This window comes from Nocardiopsis valliformis DSM 45023 (assembly GCF_000340985.1).
Taxonomy (GTDB): Bacteria; Actinomycetota; Actinomycetes; order Streptosporangiales; family Streptosporangiaceae; genus Nocardiopsis; species Nocardiopsis exhalans.
The window spans coordinates 77,187-101,822 of the sequence record NZ_ANAZ01000028.1; the positions used below are offsets into that span (position 1 = coordinate 77,187).

General features: G+C 70.8%; 19 protein-coding genes. 11 read left to right on the forward strand and 8 right to left on the reverse strand.

Annotation, left to right across the window (positions count from 1 at the left end):
- The first annotated feature begins 7 nt into the window (after window positions 1-7).
- A complete protein-coding gene (locus tag D457_RS0123730; protein ID WP_017583177.1) occupies window positions 8-2,860 on the forward strand; it encodes a DEAD/DEAH box helicase in 2,853 nt (950 codons plus the stop codon).
- 206 nt (window positions 2,861-3,066) lie between these two features.
- On the opposite strand, the gene D457_RS0123735 is transcribed toward D457_RS0123730, so the two are convergent.
- A complete protein-coding gene (locus D457_RS0123735) occupies window positions 3,067-4,131 on the reverse strand; it encodes a LacI family DNA-binding transcriptional regulator (protein WP_017583178.1) in 1,065 nt (354 codons plus the stop codon).
- 541 nt (window positions 4,132-4,672) lie between these two features.
- On the opposite strand from D457_RS0123735, the gene D457_RS0123740 reads away from it, so the two are divergent.
- The 4 genes from D457_RS0123740 (at window position 4,673) to D457_RS0123755 (ending at window position 8,699) form a co-directional block, all read left to right on the forward strand.
- Window positions 4,673-5,725, forward strand: coding sequence for a sugar ABC transporter substrate-binding protein (locus D457_RS0123740; RefSeq protein ID WP_017583179.1), 1,053 nt, complete (start codon window positions 4,673-4,675; stop codon window positions 5,723-5,725).
- A 135-nt stretch (window positions 5,726-5,860) separates the two neighbouring features.
- On the forward strand, window positions 5,861-6,862 hold the full coding sequence (locus D457_RS0123745) for an ABC transporter permease (protein ID WP_017583180.1): 1,002 nt from the start codon (window positions 5,861-5,863) through the stop codon (window positions 6,860-6,862).
- Between the two features lie 23 nt (window positions 6,863-6,885).
- Window positions 6,886-7,737, forward strand: a complete 852-nt coding sequence (locus D457_RS0123750; protein WP_017583181.1) for an ATP-binding cassette domain-containing protein — start codon at window positions 6,886-6,888, stop codon at window positions 7,735-7,737.
- Complete coding sequence (locus tag D457_RS0123755; protein ID WP_017583182.1) at window positions 7,734-8,699, forward strand: carbohydrate kinase family protein; 966 nt, start codon at window positions 7,734-7,736, stop codon at window positions 8,697-8,699. The genes D457_RS0123750 and D457_RS0123755 overlap by 4 nt, the downstream gene beginning before the upstream one ends.
- A 93-nt stretch (window positions 8,700-8,792) precedes the next feature.
- Here D457_RS0123755 and D457_RS0123760 read toward each other — a convergent pair whose 3' ends face one another.
- A complete protein-coding gene (locus tag D457_RS0123760; RefSeq protein ID WP_051073019.1) occupies window positions 8,793-9,449 on the reverse strand; it encodes a nucleotidyltransferase family protein in 657 nt (218 codons plus the stop codon).
- A gap of 166 nt (window positions 9,450-9,615) precedes the next feature.
- Between D457_RS0123760 and panD the strand changes: the two genes are divergently transcribed.
- The 4 genes from panD to D457_RS0123785 all read left to right on the forward strand — a co-directional run bounded on the left by panD (window position 9,616) and on the right by D457_RS0123785 (window position 13,139).
- Window positions 9,616-10,020, forward strand: coding sequence for an aspartate 1-decarboxylase (gene panD / locus D457_RS0123765; protein ID WP_017583184.1), 405 nt, complete (start codon window positions 9,616-9,618; stop codon window positions 10,018-10,020).
- Window positions 10,021-10,173: 153 nt separating this feature from the next.
- Entirely contained in the window at window positions 10,174-10,422 is a 249-nt protein-coding gene (locus D457_RS0123770; RefSeq protein ID WP_017583185.1) for a hypothetical protein, read from the forward strand.
- Window positions 10,423-10,494: 72 nt separating this feature from the next.
- Window positions 10,495-11,781, forward strand: a complete 1,287-nt coding sequence (locus tag D457_RS0123775) for an MFS transporter (protein ID WP_017583186.1) — start codon at window positions 10,495-10,497, stop codon at window positions 11,779-11,781.
- Window positions 11,782-12,461: 680 nt separating this feature from the next.
- The gene (locus tag D457_RS0123785; RefSeq protein WP_017583188.1) at window positions 12,462-13,139 is read left to right on the forward strand and encodes a DUF4352 domain-containing protein; all 678 of its coding nucleotides are present in this window, start codon (window positions 12,462-12,464) and stop codon (window positions 13,137-13,139) included.
- A 96-nt stretch (window positions 13,140-13,235) separates the two neighbouring features.
- Here D457_RS0123785 and D457_RS0123790 read toward each other — a convergent pair whose 3' ends face one another.
- Entirely contained in the window at window positions 13,236-14,096 is an 861-nt protein-coding gene (locus D457_RS0123790) for a (2Fe-2S)-binding protein (RefSeq protein WP_017583189.1), read from the reverse strand.
- Window positions 14,097-14,553: 457 nt separating this feature from the next.
- Here D457_RS0123790 and D457_RS0123795 point away from each other — a divergent pair, with 457 nt between their 5' ends.
- Both D457_RS0123795 and D457_RS34235 read left to right on the forward strand, forming a co-directional pair.
- A complete protein-coding gene (locus D457_RS0123795; RefSeq protein WP_017583190.1) occupies window positions 14,554-14,943 on the forward strand; it encodes a hypothetical protein in 390 nt (129 codons plus the stop codon).
- Window positions 14,940-15,971 (forward strand): hypothetical protein, encoded by a 1,032-nt coding sequence (locus D457_RS34235; RefSeq protein ID WP_017583191.1) that lies wholly within the window; start codon window positions 14,940-14,942, stop codon window positions 15,969-15,971. Before D457_RS0123795 ends, D457_RS34235 begins: the two co-directional genes overlap by 4 nt.
- A gap of 51 nt (window positions 15,972-16,022) precedes the next feature.
- On the opposite strand, the gene D457_RS0123805 is transcribed toward D457_RS34235, so the two are convergent.
- From D457_RS0123805 to D457_RS0123825, 5 genes are read right to left on the reverse strand one after another with little or no spacing between them, the layout of a single operon-like run.
- Window positions 16,023-20,381 carry a CHAT domain-containing protein gene (locus D457_RS0123805; protein ID WP_026116958.1) on the reverse strand — a complete coding sequence of 1,453 codons (4,359 nt, stop codon included), beginning with the start codon at window positions 20,379-20,381 and terminating at the stop codon, window positions 16,023-16,025.
- On the reverse strand, window positions 20,378-21,952 hold the full coding sequence (locus D457_RS0123810; RefSeq protein WP_017583192.1) for an AAA family ATPase: 1,575 nt from the start codon (window positions 21,950-21,952) through the stop codon (window positions 20,378-20,380). The genes D457_RS0123805 and D457_RS0123810 overlap by 4 nt, the downstream gene beginning before the upstream one ends.
- A gap of 31 nt (window positions 21,953-21,983) precedes the next feature.
- A complete protein-coding gene (locus tag D457_RS33250) occupies window positions 21,984-22,595 on the reverse strand; it encodes a hypothetical protein (protein WP_017583193.1) in 612 nt (203 codons plus the stop codon).
- 4 nt (window positions 22,596-22,599) lie between these two features.
- Window positions 22,600-22,857, reverse strand: a complete 258-nt coding sequence (locus D457_RS33255) for a hypothetical protein (protein ID WP_017583194.1) — start codon at window positions 22,855-22,857, stop codon at window positions 22,600-22,602.
- On the reverse strand, window positions 22,854-24,629 hold the full coding sequence (locus D457_RS0123825; RefSeq protein WP_017583195.1) for a hypothetical protein: 1,776 nt from the start codon (window positions 24,627-24,629) through the stop codon (window positions 22,854-22,856). The genes D457_RS33255 and D457_RS0123825 overlap by 4 nt, the downstream gene beginning before the upstream one ends.
- Window positions 24,630-24,636 lie beyond the last annotated feature (7 nt).

Genomic DNA, 24,636 nt, shown 5'->3' on the forward strand with positions numbered 1-24,636 from the left:
GAGCCCTATGAGTAGTCACTCCGAGCGTTACGCCGCCTTCCGTCGGCGCCAGAGCGCCTCCAGCGCCGCGATCGAGGCCTTCCAGGGGCTCTACGGGTTCGAGTTCGACCCCTTCCAGATCAGGGCCTGCAAGGCCCTGGAGGGCGGACACGGGGTGCTGGTCGCCGCGCCGACCGGCTCCGGCAAGACCGTGGTCGGCGAGTTCGCCGTGCACCTGGCCCTGGCCGAGGGCACCAAGTGCTTCTACACCACGCCGATCAAGGCCCTGTCCAACCAGAAGTACAACGACCTGGTCAAGCGCTACGGCGCTGACCAGGTCGGTCTGCTCACCGGCGACAACAGCGTCAACGGTGAGGCACCCGTGGTCGTGATGACCACCGAGGTCCTGCGCAACATGCTCTACGAGGGATCCTCCACCCTCGGCGGGCTGGCCTACGTGGTCATGGACGAGGTGCACTACCTCGCCGACCGCTTCCGCGGCGCGGTCTGGGAGGAGGTGATCATCCACCTGCCGGAGTCGGTGCGCATGGTCGCGTTGTCCGCCACGGTCAGCAACGCCGAGGAGTTCGGCGAGTGGCTCCAGCAGGTGCGCGGCGACACCACCGTGATCGTCGACGAGAAGCGTCCTGTGCCGCTGTGGCAGCACGTGATGGTGGGCAAGCGCCTGCACGACCTGTTCGTCGACGAGCAGCCCGAGGAGACCGCCTCCGGCGGTGAGGACGACGAGGAGGAGCGCGGCGGCCGTGCCAAACGCAAGCGCGAACGGCGCCGCTCCCAGCAGCAGCGCCCGCGAGAAATTCAGGTGGGCGGCCGTAAGCTGCTCATCAACCCCTACCTGACCCGCACTGCCGAGGACGACTCGCGCACCACCCAGCTGGCCAACCGGCGCCGCCACCCGCAGAGCCGGGCCCGTGGCAACGTGCGCCCACGCACCCGCTTCGCCCCGCCCACGCGGCCGATGATCATCGAGGAGCTGGACGCCGAGGGGCTGCTCCCGGCGATCACCTTCATCTTCAGCCGCGCCGGCTGCGATGACGCTGTCCGCCAGTGCGTGGCCTCCGGACTGGTGCTCACCACCCCAGACGAGGCCGACTACATCCGCGAGTACGCCGAATCCCGCTGCGCGGACATCCCGCGCGCGGACCTGACCGTGCTCGGCTTCGACTCCTGGCTGCGCGCCCTGGAGGCTGGCATCTCCGCGCACCACGCCGGGATGCTGCCCACCTTCAAGGAGATCGTGGAGCACCTGTTCTCCAAGGGGCTCATCCGGGCGGTCTTCGCCACCGAGACACTGGCCCTGGGTATCAACATGCCCGCGCGCACCACGGTGATCGAGAAACTCGACAAGTGGAACGGCGAGACCCACGCCGCGCTCACCCCGGGCGAGTACACCCAGCTCACCGGGCGCGCCGGGCGCCGCGGCATCGACGTCGAGGGGCACGCGGTCGTCGTCTGGCAGGCCGGGACCGATCCCGAGTCGGTGGCCAGCCTGGCGGGCACCCGCACCTATCCGCTCAACTCCAGCTTCCAGCCCTCCTACAACATGGCGGTCAACCTGGTCGGCCAGGTCGGCCGCCAGCGCAGCCGCAACATGCTGGAGGCTTCCTTCGCCCAGTTCCAGGCCGACCGCGCGGTGGTCGGGCTGGTCAAGCAGCTGCGCAAGCACGAGGAGGCCCTGGACGGCTACGCCAAGGCCGCCGAGTGCCACCTGGGCGACTTTATGGAGTACGCGGGGCTGCGCCGCGCCCTGAGCGACCGCGAGTCCATGCTGGCCAGGAACCGTTCGGCCCAGCGCCGCGACGAGGCCCTGGAGAGCCTGGAGAGGCTGCGCACCGGCGACATCATCCGCATCCCGGCGGGCCGCTACTCCGGGCACGCCGTGGTCCTGGACCCGGGCCTCAAACACGACCTGCCCGCCCCCCTGGTCCTGACCGTGGACAAGCAGGTCAAGCGGGTCAACTCCAGTGACTTCCCGGTCCCGGTGCACCCCTCGGGGCGCATGCGCGTCCCCAAGTCCTTCTCGGCGCGCTCCCCGCGCTCGCGCCAGGACCTGGCCTCGACCCTGCGCAACAAGCTCAAGGAGCAGGGCACCGATGCCTCCTACGAGCGCGGTCGGCGCCGCGGCGACCAGGAGGACCCCGAGGTCCAGCGGCTGCGCACCGCACTCAAGGAGCACCCCTGCCACGGCTGCTCCGACCGCGAGGACCACGCCCGCTGGGCCGAGCGGTACTTCCGCCTGCAGAAGGACACCGACGCCCTGCGCCGCCGCGTGGAAGGGCGCTCGCACGTCATCTCCCGCACCTTCGACCGGGTGTGCGGCGTCCTGGAGGACCTGGAGTACCTGTCCGGCGACGACGTCTCCGAGGACGGCGCCAAACTGGCCAAGATCTACTCCGAACTCGACCTGCTGGTCGCCGAGTGCCTGCGCCGGGGGGTGTGGGACGACCTCAACCCGGTGGAACTGGCCGCCTGCGCCGCCTCACTGGTCTACGAGGCGCGCCGCAACGACGACGCCTACCCGCGCCTGCCCGAGGGCAAGGTCGAGGAGGCCCTCACCGAGATGATGCGGCTGTGGGGCGAGCTGAACGAGGTGGAGAGCCGGCACCGGGTCTCCTTCCTTCGCCAGCCCGACCTCGGCTTCGTGTGGACCGCGCACCGCTGGGCGCGCGGCGACCGGCTCGACGCGATCCTGCGCCAGTCCGAGATGACCGCGGGCGACTTCGTGCGCACCGCCAAGATGCTGGTCGACATGCTCAGCCAGATCGCGGGCGCCGCCGCCGACCCGCAGATGCGCAGCAACGCCCGCAAGTCCGCGGACCTGGTCCGCCGCGGCGTGGTCGCCTACTCCTCCTTCAACTAGGAGCGACGAGGAACTTCGCGTCCGCCCCTCCGGGAAGTGTCACCGCTCCCCGGAGGGGTTCTCATCTGTTCACGGACACTGTCATGTGAGACCGAGGATCTCCGATCCCAGGCCCCTTCCGGATGGTCGGCCGACCGGGATCCGGTGGCAAGGGTGTGGTCCGTGCCGCCCTGGCCGGACTTCGGGTTCCGAACCCTGGCCCCGTTTCAGGCGGGCGGGGGGATCTCGCCCGAGCCGCGGGGGATCAGGGTGGTGGGCACCCGGAACTCGCGGGGTTCGGCGCCCCCGCCCGAGATGCGTTCGAACAGTCTGCGCACGGCCAGCGTGCCGATCTCCAGCACGTCCTGGGCGACCACGCTCACCCGGGGGACCAGCAGGTCCGCCATCGGGAAGTCGTCGAAACCCACGACCGCGATCCGCTCGTGCAGGCCGCGCTCCTGGAGCGCGTGGATCGCGCCGATGGTGACCAGGTTCTGTGCGGTGAACAGCGCCGTGGGCGGGTGCTCGGAGTCCAGCAGGTCGGCCACGGCGCGCGCCGCCGTCTCGGGGCTCGGCAGGTCGCGCACGACCCGTCCGGGGCGCTCGGGCAGGCCGCGTTCGGCCAGCGCCGCGCGGTAGCCCGCCACGCGTTCGTTGACCGTGCTGATGGTCTGTTCGTCCCCGAGGAACGCGATCTCGGTGTGCCCGTGGTCGGCCAGGTGCAGGACCGCCTCGCGCGCCCCCTCGGTGTTGGTGCACAGCACGGCGTCGGCGGCCAGGCCGCGCGGCGGGCGGTCCACGAACACCACCGGGGTGCCGGTCCGGATCTCCCGGTGCAGGTAGCCGTGGTCGGGTGCGGCCGGGGCGATAATGATCCCGTCCACCCGGTGCAGGGTCGCGGCGCGTACCAGCTCCAACTCGCGCCGAGGATCCTCGTCCAGGCTTCCGGCGAACACCAGGGTGCCGTGTTCGCGGGCCACGTTCTCCACCGCGCGGCTGAGCGTGGCCGAGAACGGGTTGGCGACGTCCTCCAGCAGCAGGGCGATCTGCCGGGTGGCGCCGTCGGTGCGGCGCAGGCTGCTCGCGGCCAGGTTGGGCTGGAAGTCCAACTGGGCGATGGCCTTGTGCACGCGGTCGCGCAGCTCGTCGGAGACCGTGGCGACGCCGTTGATCACGCGCGAGACCGTCTTGATGCTCACCCCGGACAGGGCGGCGACGTCACGCATGGTGGCGCGGCGCAGCTGCTGCCCGGACCCTGCCTGCGGCTCGCTCGCGCTCTCGTTCACCGACACGTCGCCTGATACCTCGGACTCTCTCCCCGACACTGTGACCCGCCCCGCAGTGCGAGCCGGTTCGGTACGCGGCGTGCACCGCACCGGTGCGTTCACGGCCACCGCGGTGCGGGCGGGACGGGACTCATTGTGCCGCAACTGTCTGAGCGGTGGTCAGCGGACTGACCCGCAGGTCCTCCACCAAGGGAGTCGGCGCCCTCGGTGTACAGGGCGGTCCCGGTGGCGTCCGGGCCGGGGAAAGACCGTCTCGGTGAGGGTTCGGGGGCGTCGGGTCTGTCGGTGCACGCGATCTCTCCGTTCCCGGACAGCGGGGAGGAGCAGGCGGCCGGTGATGCGGCTCACCCTGCACCGTTTGAGTCAACGTTGTCAACCGGCCGGACCGAAGCGCATCGGGCTTCTGAACTCAGTGGATTCAAGGGGTTGACACGAGAGTGAAGCCTCGTTGAAACTTTCGGGACATCGTTGTCTCGGAGTGGTGCGGAGCCTCGCCCCTCCCAGGCATCCCCAGCCCGACCCAGGGCGCACCGAAGGAGAACCCCCCATGAAGCACGCCCTTCGCCGGACCCGCCGGGTGCTGGCCGCCGCCGTCGGACTGGGGCTGGCCGCCGCGCTCACGGCCTGTTCCGACGACGCCGCCGGAGACGGCTCCGTCCTGGTCGGCCTGATCACCAAGACCGAGACCAACCCATTCTTCGTCAAGATGAAGGAGGGCGCCCAGGAGGCCGCGAGCGAACACGGCGTCACCCTCCAGAGCTTCGCCGGGGACTACGACGGCGACAACGCCACCCAGGTCCAGGCGGTGGAGAACCTCATCGCCTCCGGGGCCGACGGCATCCTCATCACCCCCAACGACTCCGCCGCGATCGTCCCCGTCCTGGAACAGGCCGCGGCCGCCGGGATCATGGTCATCGCCCTGGACACCCCCACCGAGCCGGCCGACGCCGTGGACGCCACCTTCGCCACCGACAACTTCCTGGCCGGGGAACTCATCGGCGAGTGGGCCCAGAAGCGCTTCGAAGCCGAGGGGGTGGAGCCGCGCGTGGCCATGCTCGACCTCAACCCGAACCAGATCGCCGTGGACGTGGCCCGCAACCAGGGCTTCCTCCAGGGCCTGGGCGTCGACATCGCCGATGAGAACCAGATCGGTGACGAGGACGACCCCCGCATCGTCGGCCACGACGTCACCGACGGCGCTGAGGAGGGCGGGCGCACCGCCATGGAGAACCTCCTCCAGCGCGACCCCGACCTCAACCTCGTGTACACGATCAACGAACCCGCCGCCGCGGGCGCCCACGAGGCGCTCAAGGCAGCGGGCAAGGCCGACGACGTGGTGATCGTGTCCGTGGACGGCGGCTGCCCCGGGGTGGAGAACGTGGAGTCGGGCGTTATCGGCGCCACCGCCATGCAGTTCCCGCTGAAGATGGCGTCGATGGGCGTGGACGCGGTCGTGGAGTTCGCCGAGTCCGGTCAGACCCCCGACCCGGACACCGGCCTGGACTTCGTCGACACCGGGGTCGAGCTCATCACCGACGAGGACATCGAGGGCCTGGAGTCCCAGGACAGCGCCTGGGGCCTGGAGAACTGCTGGGGCTAGCCCCAGCGCCGGATCCCGCACCGGATCCCGCGCCCTCGTCTCCGCGCACCCTGAACGGTCCCGACGACAAGGAAGACCAGAACCACCGTGACCACATCGCACCCCCCGAAGGCGAGCCCTGAACCGCCTTCACCGGTGACCCTCGACGACGACGTCCGACCACCCTCCCTGGCGGACCGCCTCCAACGGCTGCTGCACGCCCAGGCCACCCTCGGCCCGGCCGCGGTCCTGCTCGTCGCCGTCGCCGCCTTCGCGGTGATCAGCCCGGCCTTCCTCCAGGCCTCGAACATCTCGCTGATCCTCCAGCAGACCGCGGTGATCGGCACCCTGGCCCTGGGCCAGACCCTGATCATCCTCACCGCCGGGATCGACCTGTCCGTGGGCGCGATCATGGTGCTGTGCTCCATCGTCATGGGGCGCCTGTCCGCCGAGCTGGGACTGCCCGGACCCACGGCGCTGCTCGCCGGACTGGCCTGCGGTATCGCCTGCGGACTGTTCAACGGCTTCCTGGTCACCAAGGTCAAGCTGCCGCCGTTCATCGTCACCCTGGGCTCGATGAACATCTTCTTCGCGCTCAACCTGTGGATCTCACGCGGCGAGACCATCCGCGGCTCCGAGATGTCGGACCTGCTGCTGTGGACCGGCCAGGTGGTGACCATCGGTGACGCGCGCATCACCTACGGGTCCGTCCTCATGCTGGTCATCGTCGCGGTTCTTGCCTACGCCCTGCACCGCACCCGCTGGGGACGGCACGTGTACGCCACCGGCGACGATCGGGAGGCCGCCCGCCTGGCTGGCATCCGGGTCAACCGGGTCCTGCTCAGCGTGTACGCCGTCGCCGGTCTGGTCTACGCGGTGGGCGCGTGGATCATGATCGGCCGGATCGCCTCGGCCAGCCCGCAGGCCGGACTCATGGACAACCTCGACAGCATCACCGCCGTGGTCCTGGGCGGTACCAGCCTCTTCGGCGGCCGGGGACTGATCATCGGCACCGTCATGGGCGCGCTGATCGTCGGCGTGTGCCGCAACGGCCTGTCCCTGGCCGGGGTGGACGTGCTGTGGCAGAACTTCGCGGTGGGGCTGTTGGTGATCCTGGCCGTGTCCCTCGACCAGTGGATCAGGAAGGGGCGACGTTGAAGCCGACGACAGAGGAAGCGACCGTGTCCGAGAAACCGGCGCCCGAAACAGCGGCGTCCGATACACCCGCGACCGACCAGACCCCGATCCTCCAGGCGCGCGGGCTGGTCAAACGCTACGGCCGGGTGACCGCCCTGGCCGGGGCCGACCTGGAGCTGTACCCCGGGGAGATCCTCGCGGTGATCGGCGACAACGGCGCGGGCAAGTCCAGCCTGATCAAGGCGTTGTCCGGGGCGCTGGCACCGGACGCCGGGGAGATCCTGGTGGACAGTGCGCCGGTCCGCCTGCCTAGCCCGATCGCGGCCCGCGAGGCCGGGATCGAGACGGTGCACCAGTCCCTGGCGGTCTCACCCTCCCTGGACATCGCCACCAACCTGTTCCTCGGCCGCGAGCTGCGCAAGCCCGGCATCCTGGGTTCGGTGTTCCGGATGCTGGACCGCTCCCGGATGCGTGACGAGGCCCGCCGCCACCTGGACGACCTCGGCATCATGACGATCCAGAACCCCGGCCAGGCCGTGGAGACGCTCTCCGGCGGCCAGCGCCAGGCGGTCGCGGTGGCTCGGGCGGCGGCCTTCGGCAACAAGGTCGTCATCATGGACGAACCCACCGCCGCGCTGGGCGTACGCGAGTCCCGCGCGGTGCTCGACCTGATCCTGCGGGTGCGCGACAACGGTCTTCCGGTCATCCTGATCAGCCACAACATGCCGCACGTGTTCGAGGTCGCCGACCGCGTGCACGTCCAACGCCTGGGGCGGCGCATCGCCACCCTGGACCCGGCGGGCTGCGGGATGGCGGACGCGGTCGCGGTGATGACGGGTGCGGTGGACCCCGCCGACCTGCCCGAAGAAGCTCATGCCCCGGGAGGACTGCTGTGATCGTCGTGTGCGGTGAGGCCCTGGTGGACCTCGTCCCCCAGAGCGGTGAGAGCGGACCGGGTCAGTGGCGGGCTGTTCCGGGTGGTGGGCCCGCCAACACCGCCGTGGCCCTGTCCCGCCTGGGCGCCCCCGCCGCGCTGCTAGCGCGACTGTCCGGTGACGTCTTCGGTCGTCAGATCCGCGCCCACCTGGTCGAACGCGGGGTGGACCTGTCCCTGGCCGTGGCCGCGACCGAACCCACCACCTTGGCGGTGGTCGCGCTCGGGCCTTCCGGCGGTGCGGAGTACGCCTTCTATCTGGAGGGCACCGCGGACTGGGCCTGGCGGGCCGAGGAACTCCCCGAACCGTCAGCGCGGGTCAGCGCGGTGCACGTGGGTTCGCTCGCGGCCGTGGTGGCCCCCGGTGCCCAGCGGTTGCGTGACTGGGCGCGGGCCCAGGGGCAGAGTTCCGTGGTGTGTTACGACGTCAACGCCCGGCCCGCGGTCGGCCTGGACCGGGCGGAGACGGCGGCCCAGGCCCGGGAGTGGATGGACCTGGCCCACATCGTGAAGGTCAGCGACGAGGACCTGGCCTGGCTCGAACCCGGCCGGGACCCGCTGGTCACCGCCGAGCGCTGGGTGGTCCGCCACGAGCTCGACCTGCTGTTGCTCACCCGGGGCGGAGAGGGTGCCATGGCGCTGTCCTCGCACTGGGGCGACCACGTGACGGTCCCGGGTGTCCCCGTCACGGTCCGGGACACCGTGGGCGCGGGCGACACTTTCGGCGCCGCGGTACTGGCCCGCCTCGACGACCTCGGCCGACTGGGCGATCCGGCCCGACTGGTCGAACTGGACCCGGCGACGGTCCGGGAGGTACTGCGGTTCGCCACCGCGACGGCCGCCCTGGCCTGCACCACGGAGGGCGCCGACCCACCGGAGCGGACCCAGGTGGAGGCTCTCCTGAAGGAGGCGGCCCCCGCCTGACCGGGTCCGCCCGATGCGCCCCCCGGGATGCTGAACCCGACTCGGGCCGCCCGGCTGGCGACTACCTGCCGAGAGCCGTGCGGGCCTCCTCGGTCACCCGGTCGAGCCCGGCGTGGGGGCGGGCCAGGGGAGCACGGTGAGTTCAGGCCACAGCCGCTGCCAGCGCTCGGCCTTGGCCCGGTAGACCGGCTCGGGGGCCAGGGCGGGGTTGGGGCGCAGGACCAGGTTGAACACGTCGGACAGGCCGTGTGGTGCGTAGAAGCGCCACCGGCCGTCATGCTTCTGGCGCACTGCCAGACAGCAGGTGGTCGCGGCGAAGGAGTCGACGGCGGACTCCACGCTCGTGTGCGGTGGACAGGGGACCCCGAACTTCTCCTCGTACCAGAGGTGGACCCGGGCCTCGTTGCGGATCTCCACGGAGACGGGCAGGTCCGCGAACAGAGCGGCAGCGTCCTGGATGACACGGTCCTCCGCCGCCCAGGACAGATCCGCGGGATCGAAGTAGAAGAGGTCGTAGTCCCTGATCCCGTGTGTGGGCGGTCGGCCGGTGACCACGTTCCAGACCGTCTGGAACAAGCACCCCGCGGTCAGGTACCAGTCGGGTGCGGCCAGTTCGGCGGCCCGGTCCAAGACCTCGACCAGGGTGTCGTTGCGGGAGAGCGCCTCCTCCAGGGCGACGAGCTGTTCATCGACGGGCAGGCGGCCGGCGGCGGCCCAGCCCGGCGCGGTCTCGTCGGTTGGCACGGGCATGTGCGACTCCTTCTCGAAGCGGAACATCGGGGCGGGGGCGGGCGTTCGAGTCCCTAGTGGTGCCCCGGTGGACGAAGCAGGCCATGCCGGGCACCATCATGGGATACGCACGGGACCCCGCAGGGGGCCTGTAGTCCGCAAGACATCCTGAAACGAGGCTTCAGCAGTGCTGCGCACCCTCATGAACGGCAAGATCCACCGTGCCACGGTCACCCAGGCCGACCTGCACTACGTCGGTTCGGTCACCATCGACGCCGACCTGATGGACGCCGCCGACATCGTCGACGGCGAGCAGGTCCACATCGTCGACATCGACAACGGCAACCGCCTGGTCACCTACGCCCTCGTCGGGGAGCGGGGCAGCGGTGTGATCGGTATCAACGGCGCGGCCGCGCGTCTGGTCAGCCCCGGAGACCTGGTCATCATCATCGGCTACGCCCAGGTGGACGAGAAGGAGCGGGCCGACCACGTCCAGCACATCGTGCACGTGGACCGGGAGAACAGGATCGTCGCCCTGGGCAACGATCCGGCCGAGCCGGTTCCCGGCAGCGACCTCGTCGCCGGTCGCTGACACCGAGTTCCCGACGGGCGCCCGTGCTTCGGCGCGGGCGTCCGTGTTTTCCTAGGTCTGAGCACCCGGGGTACCCAAAGGCCCGAAAACCCGGCAGGGTGGCCGGTTCTGGCCTGATCGGACATCCGACTCTCGGGTATGCCCAGGGGCGGCATGGACGAACGGGACGAGGAACGGCGCATGGTCGCCGCACACATCGAGTGGCAGAAGCAGGGCGCGTGGGTCATCCTCTGGGGGACCTACACCCGGACCTTCTGGGCGTTCGCCTGCTGGCCGGTGATCCCCGAGGGCGGGGTGGTCGTCCACGCCGAGGACCCCGATCTTCTGTACGCCGAGATGCGCTTCGTGGAGCGCGAACACGACTTCCTGCGGTGGCGCTACGGGCGTGGCCACCCGGGTTGACGGAGTGGTTCCGGGGTGTGCAGGAGGGTTACGATTCGTCTGTTGTCCGGATGAATCGAAAGAAGTGACCAGGTGTCCACAGAAACCACTCCGGGCAGCGGGGCCCTCACCTCGGCGGAGCGTGCCCGGCTGCAGCGGCGTACCGTGCTGGTCCTCATGCTCGCCCAGGTCGTCGGCAGCGTCGGCATGGGCGCCATGCTCGCCGTGGGTGCTCTCATCGCCCTGGACCTGAGCGGTTCGGACGCCTGGTCCGGGATGGCCACCACCATGATCACCCTGGGCGCGGCCGCCTTCGCCCTGCCGCTGGCCTCCCTGGCCGCCCGGCGCGGCCGCCGGCCCGGTCTGGCTTTGGGGTGGTTCCTGGGCGCCGCGGGCGGGCTCGTGGTCGTCGCCGCCACCCTGTGGGACCTGTTTGCGCTCTTCCTGGTCGGAATGCTGCTGATCGGCGCGGGCACCGCCACCAACCTCCAGTCCCGGCACGCCGCCGCGGACCTGGCCACCGAGCGCACCCGCGGCCGCGACCTGTCGATCGTGGTGTGGGCGACCACGGTGGGATCGGTGCTCGGTCCCAACCTGATCGGTCCTACCGGGGGCCTGGCCGTGTCTTTGGGCCTGCCCGACCTGCTCGGTCCGGTCCTGCTCACCACGATCGGTTTCCTGGGCGGGGCCGTGCTCATCGTCGCGCTGCTGCGCCCCGACCCGCTGGTGACCGCCACCGCCGAGACCGCCCGGGTCGAACGGGACCGGGGCCAGGCCCCGAAGCCCGCGGTCAGTCTGGCCGACGGACTCCGCGCGATCCGCCGCAGCCCGGCCGCGCTGCTGGCGGTGGTGGGGATCGTGGCCAGCCACACGGTGATGGTGGCGGTCATGACGATGACGCCGGTGCACATGTCGCACCACGGGGCCGCGCTCACCGTCATCGGGCTGACGATCTCCCTGCACATCGCCGGGATGTACGGGCTCTCCCCGATCGTGGGCTGGCTGGCCGACCGCTTCGGACGGGTGCCCGTGCTCCTGGCCGGTCAGGTGGTCCTGCTGGTGGCCACCGCCGTCTCGGGCACAGCCGGGCACAACGAGGCCCTGGTGACCACCGGGCTGATCCTGCTCGGCCTGGGCTGGTCCTTCGGGCTGGTGGCGGGCAGTACTCTGCTGGCCGAGTCGCTTTCGGCCGAGGTGCGCCCCCGCGCGCAGGGCTTCAGTGACCTGGCGATGAACCTGGGTGCGGCCTCGGCCGGCGCGCTCTCGGGAATGGTGCTGGCCGTGGTGGGCTTCGGCGGTCTGAACCTGTTCGCGGCCCTGTTCACGGTCCCGGTGTTCGTGCTCGCGATCCGCGCGCTGCTCTCCCGCGATCGGCCCTGAGCGCACCTGACGCATCTGAGCGCACCTGAACCCAGGTGAGCGCAAAACACTTCCGGACCTTTACCGGAAACGCCCCGTGAGCTTCCCTCAGACCCTCCTTTACGCGGTTACGGTGCAGTTTTGAGGCGCCTACCGGTCTTGGTGGGCCCGTGCCGCTGGACGAAGGGGTGTTCTCAGTGAGCGATCGGGAACCCGAGGAAGGGGCCGGTGAGCGGCCGGAACGGGATCCGGTGAACCACCGTCCGCCGGAGGAGTGGCGCCCGGGCGACCCCGGGGACCCGATCGAGGGCGGACCGCAGCCGCCGGGGGAACCCAAACATGGCTTCCCCGACTACGGCCCTCCCTTGGGCGAGGCCCGCGGGCACGGCGACCCGTCCTCGGATCAGCCCTTCGGTGGTCCGCCACCCGGTAACCCGCCGCCGACCGGCCGCCCGTACGGCGGTGCGCCGCCGGCGGGGCAGCCATCCGGCAGTCAAGCGCCTGGCGGGCAGCCGCCCCAGGAGCCCCTCTCTGGTGGAGACCACCAGTACGGCACCCCATCTGGGGGAAACCCCACCTACCGGCCTCCGGCAGCGGAACCCGGAGGTTCCGGCGGTCGGCCTTCCGGGGGACAGCCTCCGCAGGGGCCACCGCAGTACGAACCGCCCGGTGGACATCCCACCGGGGGTCCGCCAGAGCCGGTGGATCCGGGTGAGCTCTCCGAGGGGCCCAGCGGTCCCGGCGGCGCGGGCCCCGAGCACCAGGGCTATGCCCCCGGGTACGGCGAGTATCCGAGCGAACCGGTCGAGTACGGCCCGCCGGGTGGCTACGGCCCGCCTGGCCAGGGAGGTTACGGTCCGCCTCCGCCCAAGCCGACGCCCTGGGGCAAGATCGTCGGGATCGGCTGCGGGGTCCTGTTGCTCCTGCTTCTGGTTCTCGGCGGCTGCGCGGCGCTGCTCCTGGTCACCGCGAGCGGCAACGTGCCCGGTGCGGACGGCATCCCGGGGACCAGCCAGCCGGGGTCGGAGGGGCAGGAGGAGGGCGAGCCCTCGGGGGCCGAGGTAAGCGCCAACAACACCGAGTTCGAGCCCAGCTCCCTCTACGTGTCCGGCGATTACACCAGCGTGGAGGTCTCGGTCACCAACGGCGGCACGGACGCCCTGGACGTCAACCCGCTCTACTTCACCGTGGTGGATGTGGAGGGCGTGGAGCACGACCCGCGTGAGGCGATCGCGATGGACGTCAACGAACTCGACGTGCAGACCCTCGATCCGGGCCAGAGCGCCAGCGGCGCGATCACGGTGGCCGGGCAGGTCGAGCCCGAACGGGTGCTCTTCGACCCGGTCTTCACCGGCCCGGTGGAGGTCCCGGTGACCTGACCGGTGAAGCAGCCCGAAAGAGCCCGCTGGAAACGGTGACGGTTCTGCGGAGGGGTCCGCTCACACGCTCAGGAGCACGAAGATCGCGGGGCTCTGTCAGGGGGCGAGCGCGGGATCGCGCAGCCACTCCGACAGGGCCTCCTTGCGTTCGCTGTCGCACTTGAGCGGGCAGGTCGTGCAGAAGCCGTGCTCGGGGTCGCCCTTGTAGTCGAAGCAGCAGGTGCCGCGGACCGCCCAGGTGCCCCGGGGGTGGCCCGGGGCGAAGGGGAACAGGCGCGGACGCTTGCGAGTGACCGCGCCCGCGGCGACCACCGAGTCTCCCAACCGGGTGGCCAGCTCCCAGGCCTGCTCGGCGTCCTGGCCCAGGTAACGGGCCGGGTTGAGCATGTAGAAGTGCAGGGTGTCCAGCACCCAGCCCCACAGGGTGCGCTTGCCCGCGCGCGAGTGCGCGTGCAGCGTGTCGATGAGGGGTTCGAACGTGGCGAAGAGCCCTTCGGCGACCAGGCGCAGCTGCTCGTCCTCGTCGCGGGCGACCACGGTGTCGGGGTGCTCGGCGGCGGGGTCGTCGGCAAGGACCACGGAGCGAACGTTGACGACGGCGGGGGTGCCGAACTTGGACCGGGCGGTGTCCCAGGGCAGGTGGAGGGTGTCTGGGGTGAGCAGCGGCCCGCGGCCGGTCAGGTACAGGGACGCGGCCACCATGAAGACGGGTTCGCGCAGGGTGACCCGCAGGAAGTTGGTGGCGGCGGGGAGCCGGTGCCCGGGGCCGTGTTCGGTCTGGAGCTTGTCGAACAGGATCGGGAGCCAGCCGTGATCGGTCATCGACGCGACACTGTGCTGCTGGATGCCGTCCAGGGGGCGGGCGTGCAGCTGGTCGAAGCCGGTGATCTCGGGCAGCGGCGCGAACTTCAGCCGCGCGCAGACACCGTGCAGAGCGTCGAGCGGATCTGGAGTCACCTGGCAACCCTTCGTCGCATAGCGGAACCGTCAAGTCCGGGGGCTGTGTGGTCGCAGCTACCGCCGGGGGATCGGGTTCACTTGCGCCTCTTAAGTGAGGCTACCCTAACCCTGCTTTCGGTCGCAATGCGTGCCGGGTTCAGTTTGCCCAAACCTGGATCTCCGGTGCCCGGACGAAGAGCAGGTCAGGGCGGGGTCAGAGCCCTTGATCAGTTGCTGCTGTGCAGGGTCTGCCCTGGGGTCAGGGTGTGTGGGGCGAGACGGATGTGCTCGGGGTTCCGGGCTTCTTTCCGGCCGTTCGGGCGTGTCGGGAGCGGCGACGAACAGCGGGTGAGAGCGGCCGCCGCGGGGTAGGAGTCGTGGCAGGAGCGCAGTGCCCCCGCCGCCCCCTTCTCCTCCGACCCCCTCCGAGGCCCCGGCCCGGCCGGGCCGCCTAAGAAAGGCACGGCCCCCACCAATGACCCACCAGATCAACGCCTGGGTGTGCGAGAACCTGCGCGGGCTCCGTGAACGCGCCGAATCCCGCGGCCGGGGAAGACGTGCGGTGGAGGGCCTGGCGCGCTCTGTCCTCAAGGGTGAGGCAGTCACCGCCGATCGCGTCTTCTCCGTTCTCCGCACTCTGGATCTGCGACCCGAGGACCTCGTCGGCAAGGGCGGCGACCGTTCCGCGGGCGAGGGCGGTTCGGCCCTGGACGGCCTCGGCCTGGGCTCCGGCGCCCCGGTCGACGCCGACTACGCCTGCCGACACTCCCTGTGCCCGCGCCAGGCCGACCTGGACGGGGTGGACGGCGAACCGTTCTGCGAGGTGCAGAACCTTCCCATGACCCTCAAACCCCTGTCGCTGTGAGCGCCGTCGTGAACCCGTTCATCGCCGGTCTGGGCGAGGAATTCACCGGCCGCTGGTGGTCCCTGCTCACCCTGCCCGGGGCCCTGTTCGTGGCGGTGGCCGGGGCCACGGTGTTTCTCGGCACGGTTGATCCCGCCGACCAGACCCGGTTGGGCGCAGCCGCGGCCAGGACCACCGCCCTGCTCACCACGCACGACGACGTACTCACCACCACCGTTTTCCTGGCCACCGCGCTGCTCCTGTTGCTGGTCAGCTACGCGGTCGGGCTGGCCGCGCGCACTCTCGGAGGGGTGGTCCGCGCGATGTGGTTTGCCCGGCCTCTCTTCGGCTGGGCGGTGGCCTGGAACACCGGACTGCGCCACGAACGCTGGCGAAAGTACGAGAGGCGGGCCCGTACCAGCGACCCCGGAACCCGCCGTGCCGCCTTGCACCGCCTGTACCGGATCGCGCCCGCACCGCCCTCCCGCCCCACCTGGATGGCCGACCAGGTCGCCGGGGTGGAGCGACGCCTCCGGACGACCTACGGCCTGGATCTGGTCTCCACCTGGCCCAGACTGGCGCCGCTGCTGCCCGAGACGCTCCGGACCGGCCTGGACGGGGCCCGCGCCGCGTTGGACCGGGCCTGCGTCCTGGGTGGCTGGGCCCTGCTCTACCTGGCCGCCGCCGCGGCCGCGTTCTCCCTGTCCTGGCCCTGGTGGCCCCTGTGCGCCGTCGCGCTCGTCACCTGGGTGGTGGCCTGGGTCAGGGCGCGTACCGCCGTCCACGCCCTGGCCACCCTCATGGAGACCTCCTACGACCTACACGCCCGGGACCTCGCCGAGGCCCTCGGTTTCGCCATGGCATCTCCGGCCTCCGTTCCCGCTCTTGCACCTGAACCCGCCCCGTCGCGCCCGGTGCGCTGGGTACGCCGACGCGCATCCGTACCGACCCCGCCACCGGTGCAGCCCGGTGCCCGTGTCCTGACCCGCAGGATCGGGGTGTTGATCACCCACCACCTGCGTAAGGACCCGCCGCGCAGGGCTCCGTGAGGTCGGGCTGGAAGCGGCTGAAAGGGGACAGAAGCTGTCCACCGACCCCGCTCACCAGCCCTGGTGGCCGAAGGCGGCCCAGCAGCGCAGGTCGTCCGGCCCCGGATCCTGGCGCAGCTCCGGGGGCATGTCGTCGGGGAAGACCCGCACCGGCGCGGCCATCCACGCCTGCGCGGCCCGGAGGGCGTCCGCCGGGCGCATCCCCTCGACCACCAGGTTGCGGTGGAACTGGAAGGAGAGCATGGCCGCGAGCCGGTCGGGCACCGACCACCGCGACCCCACCGTGGTGGCCGCGCCAGCGGCCAGAAACCCGGTGGCCAGGGTGAGCGCCTCGTCGTAGTGATCCAGGGACACGTCGGCCAGGCAGGCCATCATCACCACCAGGGCGCCCGGTTCCCCCTCCGGCAGCCCCAGGGCCTGATCCAGGACGCGCGCCAGCGACAGCCGTTCCCCGGCCAGGGACACGAAGGACCGCTCGGGCGAGCCCATCGCGAGCATGTGCGTGCTGAAATGCAGCAGCGAGCCCCCCGGGCCCCGTTCGGACGGCAGTCGGTCCAGTACCTCCCGGGGTGTTCCCGGGGCGTCCCCGCCGGGACCCAGGAGTTCGGCGTTCGGGTGCAGGATCCGGCGCAGAGCCGACACCTCGGCGCTTGCCCCGGGCAGGGTACCGGTTGGGTCCAGCACCAGGACCGGCCGGGAGGTGACGTCCGCCGGGGCACGCCCGGCCACAGTGACGAACTGGCGTGCGGTCGAGGCGGTGGAGATGACGGCCCTGCTCAGCGCCGGATGCGGCCGGATCTGATCTGGTCCGCCCGGACGCCCGGGCAGGGTCACCGCGGGCCAGGGGATGGCACCCAGCCGACCGGTTGGGACCAGGACCAGCCGGGGCGGCCGGTCCAGCCACGCGAAGGCTTCCGAAGCCAGCAGCGGTGCGAGCGCCGTCCGCCCGGCCCAGCGCAGAACGCCGGGCAGCTCCCGGTTGAAGTTCTCCGTCGCCTGGCCGCGCAGGGCGGGAGAGGCCCTGGCCACACGTTGCTGGGCGCGTAGCAGTCGGTGCGCCGAGCCGTCCTCCAGGTCGGTGAGACCGCCGAGCGGCTCGTACCGGAGCGCTCCGCTCGCGCTGACGACCACCGCCACCCCGATGGGCGGGCCCTGCCCGGCGGGGGCCGGAACCAGGTAGACCAGGGCGTCCTGCCCGGTTCGGCGCAGGGATTCGGCGATCTCCCCGGTCGTCGGGGTCCGCAGCAGCAGGCGCAGCCGGGGGCTGTCCTCCAGCGCGCGAAGGACCCGGTGGCGCAGGTCGTCGGGCACCCGCGCGGTCGGCACCATGCCCGCATCGGCCAGCAGATCCCGCAACCCGGTATCGGACAGCCCTCCGGGTTCCGGTTCCCCGAGGTCCGGTACCTCTGGTGCATGATCACCGGTCCCCCCGGCACGGGACCGCGAGTACTCGCGCCACCGGTAGGCCAGTGCGTCCTTCCCGGCGGACTCCAGCAGCTCGGCGAGGGACAGGACGGAGGTGGTCGCGTGCAGGATCAGCCCGCGTCCTAGTTCGAGGGCCTCGACGGCGCCGCGCACCTCTCCGTCGACCGTGTGCCAGTGGGCCAGAACCGCGGCGAACCCGGCCGCCTCACGGGCCCTCTCAAGAGCCTGGGACACAGTCGGCTGGAGGAAGACCTGGTAGGCGGCAGCGCGCAGGGACTCCGCGCCCGCGGCCCGTGCCCGCTCGCGGTCGTCCCGGCCCCACGACCCGGCCCTTTTCCAGTACATCCGGGCCAGGGAGCGCCGCTGCTGGTGAGCGGTGGGGTGGGAGAGGGGGAACTGTTCCCGGCTCTTCTCCATGCTCTGGATCGCCCGGGTGAGGTTCATGGGGTCGCGGTCACGCTCGTACAAGGTCTGGGTGGCCAGACCCAGCAGCCCCGAGGCCCTGGCGGCGACGGCCGTGTCGGCGTTCTCCGCCAGCTCGGCCAACCACTGCCGAGCCTCGTCCAGCGTCTCGGGTTCCTGGTCTCCGCTGATGTGGTGGACGGTCACCATGAGCGAGGCTGCGCGCAGGCGGGCCAGGTCCCGGTGCGTGTTCTGACCCGTCCGGGGCCATTCGAGCGCGGCCCGGCGCAGCATGGCCAGCCCTTCGGAGTCGGCCGTCAGGGTGCGGGCGTGGAGTTCGGCCAAAGCCAGCGCGAGTCCGAATTCGCTCATCAGCCGGAGTCTGTCGGGCGAGTCCTTGTCCATGGCCTCCAGCGCCTGCCTGATCTCCGCCGCGTCCCCGGAGTCCATCGCCGGCCACCGGCCGGTCCGGGCCTGGTGGACGAGGGCCTGGGCGAGGTAGTACTGCACACGAATGGTCGGCACAGACTTGTCCACGATGTCGGCCCGGGCCGTGGGGTTGGTCTCCAGGAAACCGAGGAGCGACCTCAGGGCGTCCGCCGCGGCCTGTGCGTCGGCCAGGTCTCCACGTTGGAAGTAGCGGGTGAGCACCGCGCTGCCGAGTCCGTTCAGCGCCATGGCACGGGAACCGGGGTCCGGCACGGTGGCGGCAACGCGCAGATCCTTGATACCCCGGTCGAGATCGTCGTCGTCCCGCGCGGCGGCGGCCCGTTGGATGCGCATCAGTCCGCGCATCAGGATGGGGAGTCTGTCGCCGGTGCTGTCCGGTGGCCCTGTGGGTTCCTCGTCGAGCAGGGGCAGAACCCGGTCCATCCACTCCTCGCCCAGGACGTTGGACTGGATGCCCACGAACACCGCTGTGCTCAGAACGCCGCGCACGTCCGTTTCCTGTTCCACGGTCATGGGGCGTTCCAGCAGGGCGGTCAGTCTGGCCACGGCCTCGTGCACGTACCCGGCCGTTCTCGGTGTCGTCCGGTTCTCGGTCTGGACCAGGGTGACCAGGCACTGGGCGATCATGGTTCCGAAATTCACCACGTCGTCCCCGTGGCTGCCGGTGAGACCCGAACCGTTCTCCTCGGCGCGCGCGCCCGCTTCCTCCCCGGCGACCGCGGTCGCTTCCACCGCACGCAGGATCCCGAGCGCGCGCTCGATCCTGGGGATCGCGGTTCCTTCGATCAGGACAGCCGGCTGATCGACCCAGAGCGCGGTGCCGATGGCGTAACGCAGCCGGATCATCTCCCCGACCTCGGGCCGCAGGTCCCGTACCGGGCGGTCCAACAGCTCCTCGGCGTGGCCGACCATGCGGTCCAGCCGCTCGCTCCTGAGCAGATCCTTGTTCTCGATCCAGTACCACTCCACCAGGTGGAGCAGGACCTCGATCCGCTCCCCGTGGTCTGGCGGGAACTCCTCCGGGTAGCGGTCGAAGAGCGCGAGGAGGTCCTCGTAACAGCTGATGGCGGTGGCCAAGTCCGTGCGCTGGGCCGGGGTGAGACTCTGGGGGCCCACCTCGACGGGCGGGATCCGCAGGTCGAGGCAGGATCCGAGTCGCAGGAGCGTGAGCGCCCTGGTGACCACGTCCGTCTCGGTCAGGGAGCGTTGCAGGATCAGGGCGTCCACGGCGGCATCGTTGTCGGCGCCGGGCCGCCCGCACGACCGCTCCTCGTGCAGTTCCGCGATGATCCCCGGCAGCCGGTGGTCGTCCAGTGCGTCGTCCCGCACGGCGCGCACCGCCCACGCGGAGTGCCCGAGGGCCTCCTCCGACAGGGCCCCGGCCTCCTCGTCCCGATCCTCGTTCCGGAGCGCCCAGTAGCGGGAGCACAGGGCTCGGATCAGCAGGGCCCGCCCTTCGGGGGACACACTGCCGGTCGTCGCCGTGGCGACGCGCTGTCCGAGCCGCAGCCACACCAGCGCCTCCTCCTCGTCCGCCACGCCGTTCGTGCTCCGCCCGGTCCAGACGCGGTCGAGCAGCGACTCGCCCAGATCCTGGTAGAGCACGGCCGCCTCCGCGAGTAGCTCCTCCGGCCGGGCCGGGTCGCGGAGCAGTTCACGCAGGCGTACACCGTCCGCGACTGCCCGGTTCAGGGAGAGGTCCGCCTGCTCCGGCTCGCTGGGCAAGAGCAGGTGGTAGCGGAGCAGGTGCCCCTCGGTCGAGACCCCGCAGCGGGCGCGGAGTTCTCCGCGGACCTCCTCGCCGTCCCAGCGGGTCCCGACCACGCTGGTGAGCGCGTCGATCAGCCAGACGTTGTGTTCCAGCGCCCGGTCCAGGAACGCCAGGGCGGTGTCCTCCTCGCCCAGCGCCCCGTGGAAGACGGAGAGCTCGTCACAGGCGTCGGCCATCTCCGAGCGCAGGAGGTATTCGTTGGTGCCCTCCTCCGCAAGGAACGAGCCGTCGTGGAGCAGCGTGTGGAGCCGCTCCACCCGCTCGGCTAGGGCGGCCGCCTCCTCGGAGTCGAGGTCGGGTGTCTCCTGTTCGTCGGGGCCGTGCTCATCCGGGGACTGCCCACTCGTCTCCCGTTCGCTCACGGGGTGGTCTGTACCAGACGTCGGGACTGGCGCTGCCCCTGGGCGGAATCCGCCGGGCGTGGGGTCCCGGCGGGGACGGCTCGCTCACGCCCCCAGGCCCGGATCTGTTCGATCTGCTCCGGGTTGGTCCTGATGAGCGGCATGGTGTTGGTGAACACGTCGATGACGTAGGTGTCGCTGACTGTCTCGGTGCCGCCGTTGAGCAGGGCCTCGGCGCCCACGTCGTGCAGAGCGGCCTCGATGTCGGAGCCCGCGAACCCCTCGGAGCGCGCGACCAGCTTCTCCAGCAGCTCCGGCGCGGGCTCGTTCTTCAGGTAGCGCTGGTGGTACAGGGTGATGATCTCCCTGCGGTCGTCCTCGTCTGGCAGGTCCACGAAGAACAGTTCGTCGAAGCGCCCCTTGCGCAGCAGCTCGGGGGGCAACCCCTGGACGTTGTTGGCAGTGGCCACCACGAACACACGCGAGTCCGACTCCTGGAGCCAGAACAGGAACTGCCCGATCAACCGCTGGCTCACCCCGGTGCTGTCGTGTTCGCCGGCACCCAGGCCCTTCTCGATCTCGTCGATCCACAGCACGCATGGCGCCACCCGATCGGCGGTCTCCAGCGCCTCGCGCAGCCGCCCCTCGGACTGGCCGAGGTACTGGCCCAGGATGGAGGCCAGGTCCAACCGGTACAGCGGCAGGTTCCATCGGGCCGCCACAGCCTTGGCCGAGAGTGACTTGCCGCAGCCGGGCACCCCCACCAACAGCGCTCCCCGGGGCGGGCGCAGGGCCGTGCCGCGCAGGTCCGAGACCATGAGCTGCTGTTTGCGGTCCAGCCAGCGCCCGAGGTTGCGCAGCCCACCCACCTCGTGCTCTCCCTTCCTGGTTGCGATCCGGTCCAGTCCGGCCAGGTCGCCGAAGATACGGTCCTTGTATCCCACCAGCTCGAGGACGTCGGAGCGTTCCAGGCGGCCCTTGGCGAGCATGGTGGTGAGCATGTTGATCGCCTCGCCCTCGGTCACCCCCACCAGGAAGTCTGCGGCTTGGCGGGCGTCCGCCTCGGTCCAGTGGATGTCGATACCGGGGACACCCCGGTGGTCGTTGAGCACCCCGGCGATGGTCTCGTACATCTCCTCGGAGTTGGGCAGGTCCAGCCGCATCCCCATGCCCAGGCGTTGCAGGCCGCTCCAGATCGGGGTGTCGGTGATGAGGATCAGCGCGCCCCCGTTGGTCTCTGCCTGCCGGGCCAGCTCGGCCACGTGCCTGCTTGCGGAGGTGTCCGAGGTCAGGTCGTCGGGGTCCACGAACACGAAGGTGGAGTTGGGCCGCTTGGTGAACTGTTCGGCGGCGAAGTCCATCGCGCCGATCAGTGAGCGGTCGTCGATGACGGGGCGGCCGCTGCGTAGGTCGCTCAGCCCGGTGGCCCTGGTGTACTTGAGGAACGGCAGGTCCGCGCGGTGCGGAGAGGACGCGGTCTCCCCGACCAGGCGTAGTGCGCGTTGCTGTTCGATGGTGGTCACGGTGATGAGGGGGACCCGCGCCTTGACGTAGCTGTCCAGCGTTTCCTGGGCCTCGGCGTAATGCGCCATGGACGGTTCTCCCTGCCTGGGGGTCGGTGGTTCAGTCAGTGATGATCCGGCGGCGCGGCGGCCCGGGAGGGATCGCCTTCCAGGGGTGGCTCGCCCCGCGCCCCGCCTCTGTTCCAGAGCCCGCTGCCGTGCTCCGTGTGTCCTGTCCACCGCTTGAGGGAGCCGCGGCGAGGACGGCCGTGAGCGGGTTCTCGCGCACTGCCCGGAGCAGAGCCTGCATCTGGGCGGTGTCGGCACCGCGGGCCACGGGGCGCGCGGCCTGCTCCTCCAGCTGCTGCTGAGCCGACCGCACCTGCGCGTCGACCTGTTCCAGGAGCTGTCTGGTCAGATCACCCGGCAGGTGCGGATGCCCGGCCACGGCGCGCAGGGCGTGCAGCCCGGACCGGCTCTGCGCCAGGGCCCTGCCGATCGAGAAGGGGTCATTGGCCTGGGCGATCGCCCTGGTCAGAGCTGCGTTCCAGATGCCGAGCCGGGTGCTGACGGCACCGACGAGGTGGTTGACCAGCAGGGGCCAGGAGGTCGAGGGAAGAGAACCCTGGGTGAGCACGGGGAGCGCGTCCGCCTCGTGGGAACCCGCCTCCTGCCGTTCCCAGGCTCGGAGGAAACCCACCCAGCGGCCGTAGTCGCTGTCGCCGACGAGCACGGCCTCACCGCGGCCTTCGTCGGATCAGGGTCTCCCCGGGCGGGAGCGGGTCCCAATCGGGCAGGGAATCTACCACCTCGCGGCGGCGCTCGGTGACCTTCTCCCCGCCGGATTCCTGCTGTGCGCCCCACCGGGCGGTGGGCGCATCCGCCGCGGCACCGTTCACCGTGACACCGGGCTGACCGGAGCCGAACTGCCCTGAACCGGGCTGTACCTCGTTGTGCCGCCCGCGGGCGGGCCCGCTCGTGTGGTCCTGGTTCACTGGTTCTCCCTCTGGATGGTCACTGCTCGCTGCTCGAACACGGGAGCGCTGTGGCTGCCCTTGGAGAGGTCGTCGATTACGGCGCGTACCCCGTTCTCCTCCGTGTCGGCCTCCCCGTAGCGGAGCCAGAACTCGGTCAGTTCGGTGTGCGCGCTGACCAGGGTGCGCTCGGAGTTCCGCTGCTCCGCGTCGAGAATCCTGCTCGCCTGGCCCTTGAGCTCGACGGCTTGGGTGTGCTTCTGGTGGACGGCGAACCCCCAGACCCCGGCCACGCCCAGGGCGATCAGCGAGCCGACCCAGGACATGACGGCGGTGAGGAAGATGAACACCAGCACGCACACCACGGCCAGGACGATCGAGTTCTGCGTGGTGTTGTAGGTGAACTTGTCTAGGAACGTGGCGATGCGCCGCTCCCAGTGATGGCGCAGGCCGAGCTTCAGCTGCTCCAGGGGTTGGTCCAGGCTCTGTTCCCACGGGCTCAGCGTGAACTCGTGCCCCTCGAAGGAGGACCGGTGGGTCAACCGCACCCGCACCTGTTCGGGCAGGGCGGCCCGGTAGTCGCGGCAGAACTGCCCGTGGGCGTCGGCGAACCAGGGCGTGCAGGAGGCAAGGGCCACCTTCTGGGTGGCGGTTGACACCCCGATCGCCTCGGGGGCCAGCGCCGCCGTGGACTGGAGGGTGAGGTAGTCGATGGTCTCCTCCAGGGCGACGTTGTCGGCGTCGGCCGCCGTGCGCGCCGCCGTCAGGTCGCCCCCGTTGCTGCGGATCTGCTCCTTGTAGCGCAGCTCCCTGCGCAGCGGCAGCTCCTCGGAGTCGTACTCGCCCACCAACCGGTCGAGGATGTCGTCCACCGCGTCCTCGACCGCCGCCGGGGGCGAGGTCTGCGTGCCTTCCAACGCCCGGTAGTGCTTGACCAGTGAGGGGTTGGCCCGGGCGGACCGCAGTCCGGCCTCCAGCTGATCCCACTGGGGGGAGACCGCGGCCAGCGTGGGGAAGGCGTCCGCGCACGGGCTGCCCCGGTGGGTCTCCACCGCCTTCGTCCAACGGGCCACCTGCGCGGCGTCGTCGTGCAGCAGCTCGTTGCGCCAGGTGCTCAGTGTCTCCTGCACGATGCCGCGGCCCGCCGCCCCGAACGCCCCCTGCGAGGTGGACTCGAGGATGATCGCGAACTCCCGGCCGAGCCCTTCGGGATCCTGTGCCCTCAGGTAGTGGTGCAGCCAGCGCACGGAGCTCTCCAACCGGTTCTGCCTGCGTAGGACCAGGGAGAACATCAGTGAGGTGCGCGCCGGTGAGCGTTTGAAGGCCTCGCTGATCGCCTGCTCGCAGATCTTCCGGTCGTCGGCCGCCCAGGAACCGAGGGCGACCAGGGCCGGGGCGAGCCAGTAGCGCGGGGTCTCGATCATCAGTTCCTCGCCCGCCACACGCACGGTCTCCTCGGAGACCAGTCCGGTGTCGAACGCCTGGAGGAGGCCCACCGCGGTCCTGCGGACCTTCTTGTAGTGGCCGAACTCCTGTTCCAGGTTGGCCTCGAGTGCGACGATGTCGGTAGCCGCCTGCTGGACGTTGGCGGTGCGTTCGCTGACCCGGACGAACTCCCTGAGCTCGTCCCGGATCTGTTCGAGGTCACTGCGGGCCCTGACTTGCTCGTTCTTGACGTGGTCGACCCGTCCCGAGACATCGTTGATGTCCACGTGCAGGTCGCGGTTCATCTGGACGACCATCTCGGTCAACCTGTTGACCTGGCCGCGCAGATGGTGGTCGATATCGCTCATGTGCTGC